This is a genomic window from Flavobacterium pygoscelis, from assembly GCF_023162025.1.
GTDB lineage: Bacteria > Bacteroidota > Bacteroidia > Flavobacteriales > Flavobacteriaceae > Flavobacterium > Flavobacterium pygoscelis.
Genome location: NZ_JALNUB010000002.1, coordinates 192,352 through 203,324 on the forward strand (window position 1 = coordinate 192,352; position 10,973 = coordinate 203,324).

Consider the following 10,973-nt stretch of genomic DNA (forward strand, 5'->3'; position numbering starts at 1 on the left):
GAAATTTGAATACAAATATACATCAATAATGAAGAATACTTCAAAGGAATATGACACTGTAATTGGTACTTGTCGTACATTGTTTATTAACAAAATGAAAGATTATGGATGTGCTTGGCGTATTTTAAGACTGCCTTCACTAACTGACCAAATCTATATCAAAGCACAACGAATTAGAAGTTTACAAGAAAATGAAGTGCGCAAAGTGGATGAAGATGAAACAGGTGAGTTCATCGGGATTATCAATTATTCTATAATGGCGTTGATTCAACTTGAATTAGGAGTTGCGGACCAACCAGATTTAACTGTTGAAAGAGCCACTCAATTATACGATTCAAAAGTAGCAATCACGAAAGAATTAATGCAGAATAAAAATCATGATTATGGTGAAGCCTGGCGCGAAATGCGCGTGAGTTCATTAACTGATTTAATTCTTCAAAAATTACTTCGCGTTAAACAAATTGAAGATAACAAAGGAAAAACATTAGTGTCTGAAGGAATCGATGCAAATTACCAAGACATGATTAACTATTCGATTTTTGCTTTGATATTAATGGGTTTTGGAAACAAGTAAGATTTTAATTTATAAAAATTACTCTATTTTATTTACAAGAAAACATAAATAGTAAGTACGTAAAAATTTAAAATTTTTGTCTTTTATAGTTTGTAACAAATCATAAAATAATTAGCAATAAAATAAAAATATAAAAAATAATGAAAAATATAATTACTCAATTTTCCAGAATATTTGTTGGAATTCTATTTATAATTTCTGGATTAATAAAACTAAATGATCCATTAGGATTCTCTTATAAATTAGCCGAATATTTTAGTGAACCTGTTTTCAACATGCCTTTTCTGGTTCCCTTATCATTGGGAATTGCTTTATTTTTAGTGATTCTTGAAGTTGTTCTGGGAATTATGTTACTCATTGGTTACAAAACTAAATTTACAATTTGGAGTTTACTAATTTTAATAGTAATGTTTACTTTCCTTACCTTTTATTCTGCTTACTTTAATGTTGTAAAAGACTGTGGATGTTTTGGAGATGCTTTAAAACTTACGCCTTGGCAATCTTTTACAAAAGATATCGTATTACTTTTCTTTATTTTAATTTTATTTTTCAATAAAACACTTATTAGACCATTATTTAAGAATAGTATTCAAAATATAATTATTTACGTTAGTATCTTTTTATGTTCATTTATGGGAATTTTAGTTTTAAATCATTTACCACTAATTGATTTTAGACCATTCAAAGTCGGAAATAATATCCAAAAAGGAATGCGTATTCCTGACAATGCAGAAAAATCAGTAGTTGAAATGATTTTTATCTACAAGGTAAATGGAGTTGATAAAGAATATACCGAAAAAGATTTGGCAAACATCCCAGAAGGAGCTGTATTTGTTGACCGTAAAGATAAAATAATTACAGAAGGTTATGTTCCGCCTATTCACGATTTTACGATGGAAAAAAATGATACAGATTATAAAGACGAGTTTTTAGAATCACCAAAAACAATGCTAATCGTTGCTTATGACTTGGTAAACGCAGATAAAGGTGGCATGGCCAAAATGGAAAAACTATATCTTGAAGCAAAGGCAAAAGGATATAAAGTAGCGGGAATGACAGCCTCTACTCCAGAAGAAATTGATGCTGTAAAAAAACAATTTGGACTAACGTTTGATTTCTATTTTTGTGATGCTATTACCTTAAAAACAATTGAGAGATCGAATCCTAGTATTGTTATTCTTGATAAAGGAACAGTTACTCAAAAGGCGCATCATAATGATCTTAGCGATTTAAAATTATAACAAACGATCACTTTATAATTTTAGGATATGAATTACAATAACTCTTTTGGAGTGGCAGTAATTCATATCCTTTTTTTAATTAAACACTATTCCAAAACCTTTTAATTTTAGAAATTAAAACCATGTTTTTTTAAAAACAAATCCATTTACTTATTAACTATAACGATATTACTTGAATCGTAAGGGTTTGAAAGTTTCAAAAAATTCATATTGTGTGTGAAAGGTTCAGAATGTTTGTTTAAATTTGTTAAAAACAACCTGAAATGAAAAAAACAATATTAGCCTTAATTGCTTTTGCAACATTTTCTTGTTCTAAAGCTCAAAAAACAGAATTTGCAAAAGAAGCTTTATCAGAAACTCTTTTAGCAACTGATGGAAGTCAAGTTGCTTTTAAAAATATTTTAAAAAAATATAAAGGAAAAACATTAGTAATCGAAGTATGGGCTTCTTGGTGTGGTGATTGTGTCAAAGCAATGCCAAAAATAAAAGAATTACAATCTAAAAATCCTGATGTTGCTTACTTATTCCTTTCAATGGATAAAACTGCAGAGCAATGGAAAAATGGAATTGAAAAACACGAAATTAAAGGAGATCATTTTATGGCAAACGATCAAATGAAAGGTGTTTTTGCAAAAGCACTAGACGTAGATTGGATACCGAGATATATAATCGTTGATAAAAAAGGAAAAATTGTTCTTTACAGAGCTATTGAAACTGATTTTGATAAAATTAATGAGACTCTAGAAAAATTGAAATAATTTTTTTTAAACAACCATAAAAGCAAACTATTAAATTATTAAGATAATTAATATGAGAAAGAAGATTGTTGCAGGAAACTGGAAAATGCACAAAAATGCTGAGCAAACCGAAGATTTATTGAATGAGTTAATAGCTAAAATACCTACAGACACTACTGTAAAAGTATTGGTTGCTCCTACTTTTATAAATTTAGCTTCAGCTGTAGATCATTTAGAATTTACTAATATTGATGTGGCTGCACAAAATGTTCACCAAGCAGAATCTGGGGCTTTTACTGGAGAAATCTCTGCTGATATGTTAAAGAGTGTTGGTGTAAACACTGTAATTCTTGGTCATTCTGAACGCAGAGCTATTTTTCATGAGACAGATGCTTTAATTGCTAATAAAGTAGACACTGCTTTAGAACATGATATGACGGTTATTTTTTGCTTTGGAGAGGAATTAAAAGATCGCCAAACTAAAAACCATTTTAATATTGTTGAAAATCAGCTAAAAGATGGAATTTTTCATATTGAAGCCAAAGATTGGGAAAATATTGTTTTGGCATACGAGCCAGTTTGGGCAATAGGAACGGGAGAAACTGCTTCGCCAGAGCAAGCGCAGGAAATGCACGAATTTATTAGACAGACGGTTCGAAATGCTTTTGGAGCTGACATTGCCGATACAGTATCTATACTTTATGGTGGAAGTGTGAAACCAAATAATGCAAAAGAAATTTTTTCTAAACCAGATGTTGACGGAGGCCTTATTGGTGGTGCAGCACTAAATGCTGACGATTTTGTAGCTATCGTAAACGCAATATAAAAGTTAAAAAATAAGTTGCAAAAAGAGGTTTGAAAGTATTCAAGCCTCTTTTTTTTTGTTTTCATTATTGAATTGAAATAGAATGCTACCTTTGCAAAAAAATTAAACATGTCAAACATATATATAGGATATCATTTTACTATTGAACCTAAAGAATTGGGTTCAGAAATATTAATAGCTCAGTTGGGCGAAAAAGCATTTGAAAGCTTTACCGAAACAGAAAAAGGAATTTCTGCTTTTGTACAAAAGGATTTATGGGACGAAATGATTCTTGATGATATTCACATTTTACAATCAGACGAATTTACTATTGATTATACTTTTGAAGAAATCGAACAAGTGAACTGGAATGAAGAATGGGAAAAGAATTTTGAAGCGATAGATGTAGATGGAAACTGCCATGTTCGCGCTCCATTTCATCCAAAAACAGATGCCGAATTTGATATTGTAATTGAACCAAAAATGAGTTTTGGAACCGGACATCATGAAACGACTCACATGATGATTCAACATTTATTAGAAATGGATGTTACCGGAATGAAAACGCTAGATATGGGTTGTGGAACAGCTATTTTAGCCATATTAGCAGAGATGAAAGGAGCAAAACCTATCGATGCTATTGATATCGACAACTGGTGTTACTTAAACTCTATCGAGAATGCAGAACGTAATAATTGCAAGCACATTACGGTTTATGAAGGAGAAGCAGCATTACTTACAGATAAAAAATACGATTTGATCATTGCAAATATTAACCGTAATATTTTGTTGAATGATATGCAAAGTTATGTAGATAGTTTAAATCCGGGTGGAACTTTACTTTTAAGCGGTTTTTATAATGAAGACATTTCATTTATAGATTCTTCTTGCAAAGAGAAAGGGTTAACTTATGTTAAAAAATTAGAAAGAAACAATTGGGTATCTTTAAAATACGTAAATTAGTGTTGGTATTATTTTATTAATTACGAAAGTACAAAAACCTACAAAATGAGTACTAAAGAAAAAGTAAGAGAAAGAGTAAGTCTAAAAGAATCAGTACATTTAGATAATGAAATAGTAGTTTACAACGATGATGTAAATACTTTTGATCATGTTATTGAAACTTTGATGCGTGTTTGTGAACACGCTCCCGAACAAGCGGAACAATGTTCGCTAATCATACATTATAATGGAAAGTGTACTGTTAAAACAGGTGCTTACGAAAAGTTAAAATTACAATGCACTCAATTATTAGCAGCAGGACTTAATGCTGAAATAATTTAAATAACAGTAAATTCTATTTTAGAAAAAATTTATTGTAAATAATTTAAAGACACTCTCTTTTATCCTATATTTGGATAAATGAAAGTGTTTTTTTTATGGAAGAATATGGTAAAATTCTAGTTTATGTAATGCCCATTTTTTTAATTTTAATTATAATTGAAAAATTATACGGACATTACAAAGGAGAAAATACTTCTCCAAATATGGATTCTGTTTCGAGTGTAAGCTCCGGAATGGTCAATTCTGTAAAAGATGTATTGGGAATTAGCGTTACATTAGTATCCTATGATTGGATGGTTTCTAAAATTGCTTTATTTCATTTAGAAGCAAACACATTAACGTATGTTATCGGTTTTATCGTTATCGATTTTTATGGTTATTGGAGTCATCGTTTATCTCACCAAATAAATTTTTTATGGAACAAACACGCCATTCATCACAGTAGTGAAGAATTTGATCTGGCTTGTGCTTTGCGCCAAACTGTTTCAAGTTTTGTCAATCTATTTACCTTTTTATTAATACCAGCAGCACTTATTGGCGTTCCCGCAAAAGTTATTGCAATCACTATTCCTATACATTTGTTTTTGCAGTTTTGGTATCACACCAAACACATTAAAAAAATTGGATTTCTAGAAGAAATACTCGTTTCCCCTTCTCATCACAGAGTACATCATGCCATAAATCCAGAATATTTAGACAAGAACCATTCGCAAATATTTATAATTTGGGATAAATTATTTGGTACTTTTCAAGAAGAATTAGAAAGTGTTCCTCCTGTTTTTGGCATTACAAGACCTGCACAAACTTGGAATCCGATACGGATTAATTTTCAGCATTTATGGTTGTTGATCACTGATGCTTGGCGCGCAGAAAAGTGGCAGGACAAATTTACTATTTGGTTTAAACCAACAGGATGGCGACCAGAAAATTTTGAAATTAAATATCCTGTAAAAAAAATTACAGATGTCTATAATTTCGAAAAGTACGGAGCTATATACTCTAAAAAATTGATGTATTGGTCTATTTTTCAAGCAGCAATTACTTTACTACTTATAACATACATGTACAACTCAATTGCAATAATAGGATTGCCAAATGTATTCATTTATGGAGCGTTTATTTTCTTAAGCGTTTACAGTTATACTGAATTGATGGATGCTAGAAAAATTTCTATGCTATGGGAAAGCATCAGGTTTTTATTTGGTATTGGATTAATCTTCTATTTTGGAGATTGGTTTGGTATAAATCAACTTTTCCCTTTTGCTACATATTTAATAGCCGCTTATCTCATTTTATCGTTAGTTGTTACATTATATTTTAACAATAATAATTTTGAAAAAGAACTTTTGTCAGTGACAACTCCTTAAACTTATTCTATGAAAAGTAATCACGTATTAACTGGTTTTATTGGCTTCAGCCTTATTTATTTGGTTATAATTCTTTTGGGTAGAGAAGATATTACCGCCTTTTTAAAACCTTTTCTACTTCCTTTTTTAATAACGGCTGTTTATTTACAAGAAAACTTTTCTAGTAAAAGAACACTTTTAATAGCACTTACATTATCTTGGATTGGCGATATTATATTACTTTTTGTAGCCAAAGGAGAAATCTATTTTATAGGAGGATTGATTGCTTTTTTATTTTCGCATATCTTTTATATTATATTATTTAACAAGCAATTAAAAATCTATTTAAGAAAAAGTAAAACCATTTATTGGATAGGAATTACATTAATAATAATTTATCTAATAGGAATGATGGTTTTACTGATGCCAAATCTTGGTGAATTACTACTGCCTGTTTTTGTATATGCAATGACCATTTCAATCATGTTGTTATTTGCATTAAAGGGATTTTTAAATTGGCATAAGCCTGCTAATACTTATATTTTAATAGGAGCAATAATATTTGTAGCTTCGGATAGTATACTGGCTTTTGATAAGTTTTATGCAGCAATACAATACAGTACCTTTTTGATTATGTCAACTTACTTAACAGCACAATATTTAATAGTAATTGGTATTTTAAAACTAAACAAAAAAAAGCTGCAAATTCCTTAGAAAATGCAGCTTTGATAATGATACTATAATTTTTAATTGATTTAGTGAGGCAATTTATTTTTTAGCAATCCGTAAAGATAAGTTCCTAAAAGTGCACCAAAAAGAACAATAAAAACCGTCCAGAAACCAGCCCCTATTAATATAAATATAGGTCCTGGGCAAGAACCAACTAGCGCCCAACCTAATCCAAACAGTATACCGCCAATCCAATAACGAGCGGATCCTTTTTCTTTATCTTGAATAACAATTGCTTCTCCTTTAATATCTTTTATTTGGTTTCTTTTAATTAGCTGAATTCCTATAACTCCCGTCAAAATGGCTACCGAAATAATTCCGTACATGTGAAACGATTGAAATTGGAACATTTCGTAAATTCGATACCAAGAAACTGCTTCAGATTTAGTTAGAACGATTCCAAAAATAAAACCGACAACTAAGTATTTTAATATATTTTTCATTCTTTGTATTTTAATTTTTAAAAATTAATTTTTGTTGTTCGTATTAGTTCAAAATTAATGGTAATAAAAAATGTACCATGATTAAACCACCCACAAAAAAACCTATAACTGCTTTAAGAGAAGGGATTTGCAAATTACTTAACCCTTGAATAGCATGACCCGAAGTGCAACCTCCAGCATAACGTGAACCAAAACCTATTAATAAACCCCCTATTAAAAGAATGAAAATAATTTTTGGCGATTGTAAAATCTGAGTTCCAAAAAGAGCTTCTGGCATTAATTTTCCGTTAGGAGCATCAATTCCCATTTCTGATAATTGTTTTATAGTTTCTGGATTAATTGACACATTAGAAGGATCGCTCATATAATGCACGGCTACAAAACCACCTATCATTGCGCCTAAAACTACAACTAAATTCCAGCGCTGTGCTTTCCAATCAAAATCAAAAAAAGAAACCCTTTTGCCCAAACCTGCAATAGAGCATAGAGATCTTAAATTAGAAGACATTCCGAATGTTTTGCCAAAATAAATTAACGACATCATAATCATACCTATTATAAATCCAGAAAAATACCACGGCCACGTTTGAAAAATTACTTCCATATTTTATTTTTATTTTTTTACAAAGATAAGGCGCATTTTCAATAAAAGGAAGCGGTTAAGTAATGAAAGTGACAGTATAAACTGATTGTTCATTTTAAAATTTAGCCATTCTCAATAAATTGAAAATGAAAGCAACTAAAATTCAATATTTTAAAAATTAGTAGATTTAAATGGCGTGTGTGACTTATGTTACCGTGCAAGCTTTTTTGTCAATCTATCTTTGCTTCATAAATCTGATACAATAATTATGAAGAATATAAAATTTATACTGCTCTTAGGAATTCTTACTATTTCTACTGTAGGATTTAGTCAAGACACTTTGACTATTTCTAAAAAAGATATTTGGTTAAAAGCTTCCGATAAAAATTTACAAATTAAGATTTCAAATCAAGACTTTAAATCAGCACAGGCAGATTACAGACAATCAAATTCTTTGTTTTTGCCAAGTGTTTCAGCTTCACATACTGCAATTTCTACTACAAATCCTTTGATGGCTTTTGGTTCTAAACTGAATCAGGAAATTTTGACAGCTTCTGATTTTAATCCTGCTTTGCTAAATAATCCTGCTCGAACAAAAAACTTCGCAACCAAATTTGAGGTTTTACAGCCTATAATCAATGTGGACGGAATTTACGGAAGACAAGCAGCTAAGGCTAAAATGGATGCTTACGCTTTGCAAACAGAACGCACTAAAGAATATTTAGAACTAGAAGTTAACAAAGCTTTCATGGAATTGAAATTAGGTTATAAGGCAGTTAAAGTTTTAGAGAAAGCAAATAAAACGGGCGATGCAAATTTGAAACTGATAGAAAATTATTTCAAACAAGGAATTCTACAAAAAACGGATTTACTATCGGTTCAGGTGCGAGTAAATGAAATTGAAAATCAGTTGCAATATGCCAAAAGTAATGTGCAAAACGCATCAGATTATTTAGCCTTCCTATTAAATGATGACAACACGAACAAAGTCTATAAACCAATTGAAGAATTAGAAAATGTAATTGCACTAGAAAGCATTAATACGACACTTTCAAACGATAGAAAAGACATCCAAGCGATGGATAAATCATCCGAAGCTTACGCCAAAATGTTGCAATCTAGTAAGATGAATTTCTTACCAAGATTAAATGCTTTTGGAAGTTACGAATTGTACGATGATACTTTGTTTGGTACCAATGCTAAAGGATATTTAGTTGGAGCACAATTATCTTGGAGTTTATTCGACGGTTATAAATCCATTGGCAAAATGGAAAAAGCAAAAGCAGAATTCCAAAAATCAGAGATTGAAAAGCAACAATATAAGGCCAAAAGCCAATTGGAATTAAACAAAACCAACCGTCAGTTGAAAGATGCAGAGAACAAAGTGAACCTTTCTAAACTAGCTTTAGAACAATCGCAAGAAGCCTATCGCATTCGCAGCAACCGTTTTACACAAGGTTTAGAAAAAACAACCGACTTGTTACAATCAGAAACACTGATGTTTCAAAAAGAATTGGAGTTTTTGCAAGCAGTTTTCGAATATAATTTTACTCAAAATTATTTACATTTTTTAACGAAATAAAGAAATCAAAATTCAATTGCAAAATTACTTAGACGCTTTTTATTCCTGCAAGGTTTCCAAAACCTTGTAGGTATTAAAAAATTTAGTAGATCGTAATAATATAAATTAAAATTATACCTACAAGGTTAAAAAAAACCTTGCAGGATTGAAAATAAAAAAAAATTTACAATTGCAAAATTACTTAGACGCTTTTTATTCCTGCAAGGTTTCCAAAACCTTGTAGGTATTAAAAAATTTAGTAGATCGTAATAATATAAATCAAAATTATACCAACAAGGTTAAAAAAAACCTTGCAGGATTGAAAATAAAAAAAAAATTTACAATTGCAAAATTACTTAGACGCTTTTTATTCCTGCAAGGTTTCCAAAACCTTGTAGGTATTAAAAAATTTAGTAGATCGTAATAATATAAATCAAAATTATACCTACAAGGTTAAAAAAAACCTTGCAGGACAGAAATCAATAAAAACAAAACTATGAAAAAGATATTTATACCCTTATTAGCAGTAATTCTTTTAGCTTCTTGTAACAGCGAAAAGAAACAAGAAATTGCAAAAGAACCTGCTATTGCTGTAAAAGTAAGCGGAGTTTCTGAAAACAACAATAGTCCTTTTGTTACTGCAAGCGGAAAAATTGAAGCTAAGAATAGTGCCAACTTAAGTACTAGAATGATGGGGTATGTAACCAAACTTCACGTACAAGTAGGTCAAAAAGTAAATGTTGGACAATTACTAGTAAGCATTAATAATACCGATTTACAAGCTAAAAAAGCGCAGGTTGATGCGAGTATTCTTCAAGCGACTGCAGGTTTTAATACTGCTAAAAAAGATTACGATCGTTTTGTGAATTTATTCAAAGTTCAAAGTGCTTCGCAAAAAGAATTAGATGATATGACTGCACGCTACGAAATGGCAAAAGCAGGATTAGAAGGGGCAAAACAAATGAGAAATGAAGTGATGGCTCAGTTTTCTTACTCGAATATTACAGCTCCATTTGCTGGCGTGGTTACCAATACATTTATCAAACAAGGTGATATGGCTAATCCAGGAATGCCTTTAGTAAGTGTTGAAGGTGCCTCTAAGTTACAAGTAATGGCAATGGTTTCTGAAAATGATATTGCGGCAATTACAAAAGGAATGCCTGTTAGCGTTTTAGTAAAGTCATCGAATGAGAAATTAAACGGAAAGGTAAGCGAGGTAAGTATTTCGGCTACTAATACAGGAGGGCAATATTTAGTAAAAGTAGATTTAGACAAAACAGACGCTACTGTTTTATCAGGAATGTTTGTCAATATTCAGTTTCCAATTGCAAATAAAGCAAACACATCAAAAAGTGAAGTGCTACTAGTACCAGAATCCGCTTTAGTAAAACAAGGACAATTAACTGGAATTTATACTATTGGAACTGGAAATGTAGCCATATTAAGATGGTTGCGTGTTGGGAAAAGCTTTGGCGAACAAGTTGAAGTTTTGTCTGGACTTTCATCTAATGAACAATATATCGTTTCAGCAGATGGGAAATTGTATAATGGAGCAACTATCAGTGTTCAGTAAAATAAAAGTGTTCAATAGAGTAGTGATCCCATCCCCAACCCTTCCCAAAGGGAAGGGAGAATAATAGTATAAAAAACTTTTTTAAAGTAACTAACCT

The 10,973-nt window shown here is 30.7% G+C and carries 12 protein-coding genes; 10 read left to right on the top strand and 2 right to left on the bottom strand.

Annotated features, from left to right (window positions below; all coding sequences use genetic code 11):
• The first annotated feature begins 28 nt into the window (after nt 1-28).
• The 8 genes from MW871_RS03125 (at nt 29) to MW871_RS03160 (ending at nt 6,701) form a co-directional block, all read left to right on the top strand.
• Nucleotides 29-574 (top strand): DUF1599 domain-containing protein, encoded by a 546-nt coding sequence (locus MW871_RS03125; protein ID WP_188050427.1) that lies wholly within the window; start codon nt 29-31, stop codon nt 572-574.
• Between the two features lie 140 nt (nt 575-714).
• Nucleotides 715-1,815, top strand: coding sequence for a BT_3928 family protein (locus tag MW871_RS03130; RefSeq protein WP_248427522.1), 1,101 nt, complete (start codon nt 715-717; stop codon nt 1,813-1,815).
• A 263-nt stretch (nt 1,816-2,078) separates the two neighbouring features.
• Complete coding sequence (locus tag MW871_RS03135; protein ID WP_248427523.1) at nt 2,079-2,573, top strand: TlpA family protein disulfide reductase; 495 nt, start codon at nt 2,079-2,081, stop codon at nt 2,571-2,573.
• Between the two features lie 52 nt (nt 2,574-2,625).
• Nucleotides 2,626-3,378 (top strand): triose-phosphate isomerase, encoded by a 753-nt coding sequence (gene tpiA / locus MW871_RS03140; protein WP_248427524.1) that lies wholly within the window; start codon nt 2,626-2,628, stop codon nt 3,376-3,378.
• A gap of 108 nt (nt 3,379-3,486) precedes the next feature.
• A complete protein-coding gene (gene prmA / locus MW871_RS03145; RefSeq protein WP_248427525.1) occupies nt 3,487-4,320 on the top strand; it encodes a 50S ribosomal protein L11 methyltransferase in 834 nt (277 codons plus the stop codon).
• A 45-nt stretch (nt 4,321-4,365) separates the two neighbouring features.
• On the top strand, nt 4,366-4,641 hold the full coding sequence (locus MW871_RS03150; RefSeq protein ID WP_210646290.1) for an ATP-dependent Clp protease adaptor ClpS: 276 nt from the start codon (nt 4,366-4,368) through the stop codon (nt 4,639-4,641).
• Nucleotides 4,642-4,736: 95 nt separating this feature from the next.
• Nucleotides 4,737-6,008 carry a sterol desaturase family protein gene (locus tag MW871_RS03155; protein WP_248427526.1) on the top strand — a complete coding sequence of 424 codons (1,272 nt, stop codon included), beginning with the start codon at nt 4,737-4,739 and terminating at the stop codon, nt 6,006-6,008.
• 9 nt (nt 6,009-6,017) lie between these two features.
• Nucleotides 6,018-6,701 carry a lysoplasmalogenase gene (locus MW871_RS03160; protein WP_248427527.1) on the top strand — a complete coding sequence of 228 codons (684 nt, stop codon included), beginning with the start codon at nt 6,018-6,020 and terminating at the stop codon, nt 6,699-6,701.
• A 41-nt stretch (nt 6,702-6,742) separates the two neighbouring features.
• Here MW871_RS03160 and MW871_RS03165 read toward each other — a convergent pair whose 3' ends face one another.
• A complete protein-coding gene (locus MW871_RS03165) occupies nt 6,743-7,159 on the bottom strand; it encodes a DUF6691 family protein (protein ID WP_188050419.1) in 417 nt (138 codons plus the stop codon).
• A 43-nt stretch (nt 7,160-7,202) separates the two neighbouring features.
• Entirely contained in the window at nt 7,203-7,763 is a 561-nt protein-coding gene (locus tag MW871_RS03170) for a YeeE/YedE family protein (protein WP_188050418.1), read from the bottom strand.
• 247 nt (nt 7,764-8,010) lie between these two features.
• Here MW871_RS03170 and MW871_RS03175 point away from each other — a divergent pair, with 247 nt between their 5' ends.
• Together MW871_RS03175 and MW871_RS03180 are read left to right on the top strand one after the other, a co-directional pair.
• A complete protein-coding gene (locus MW871_RS03175; protein ID WP_248427528.1) occupies nt 8,011-9,324 on the top strand; it encodes a TolC family protein in 1,314 nt (437 codons plus the stop codon).
• A 475-nt stretch (nt 9,325-9,799) separates the two neighbouring features.
• Nucleotides 9,800-10,876: an efflux RND transporter periplasmic adaptor subunit gene (locus MW871_RS03180; protein ID WP_248427529.1), complete on the top strand. Its 1,077-nt coding sequence runs from the start codon at nt 9,800-9,802 to the stop codon at nt 10,874-10,876.
• Nucleotides 10,877-10,973: the final 97 nt, after the last annotated feature.

Coding starts and splice junctions, on each gene's coding strand:
- MW871_RS03125 (WP_188050427.1), top strand. CDS start 29: ATGAAGAATACTTCAAAGGAATATGACACTGTAATTGGTACTTGTCGT.
- MW871_RS03155 (WP_248427526.1), top strand. CDS start 4,737: ATGGAAGAATATGGTAAAATTCTAGTTTATGTAATGCCCATTTTTTTA.
- MW871_RS03170 (WP_188050418.1), bottom strand. CDS start 7,763: ATGGAAGTAATTTTTCAAACGTGGCCGTGGTATTTTTCTGGATTTATA.
- MW871_RS03130 (WP_248427522.1), top strand. CDS start 715: ATGAAAAATATAATTACTCAATTTTCCAGAATATTTGTTGGAATTCTA.
- MW871_RS03180 (WP_248427529.1), top strand. CDS start 9,800: ATGAAAAAGATATTTATACCCTTATTAGCAGTAATTCTTTTAGCTTCT.
- MW871_RS03135 (WP_248427523.1), top strand. CDS start 2,079: ATGAAAAAAACAATATTAGCCTTAATTGCTTTTGCAACATTTTCTTGT.
- MW871_RS03150 (WP_210646290.1), top strand. CDS start 4,366: ATGAGTACTAAAGAAAAAGTAAGAGAAAGAGTAAGTCTAAAAGAATCA.
- MW871_RS03160 (WP_248427527.1), top strand. CDS start 6,018: ATGAAAAGTAATCACGTATTAACTGGTTTTATTGGCTTCAGCCTTATT.
- MW871_RS03165 (WP_188050419.1), bottom strand. CDS start 7,159: ATGAAAAATATATTAAAATACTTAGTTGTCGGTTTTATTTTTGGAATC.
- MW871_RS03175 (WP_248427528.1), top strand. CDS start 8,011: ATGAAGAATATAAAATTTATACTGCTCTTAGGAATTCTTACTATTTCT.
- prmA (WP_248427525.1), top strand. CDS start 3,487: ATGTCAAACATATATATAGGATATCATTTTACTATTGAACCTAAAGAA.
- tpiA (WP_248427524.1), top strand. CDS start 2,626: ATGAGAAAGAAGATTGTTGCAGGAAACTGGAAAATGCACAAAAATGCT.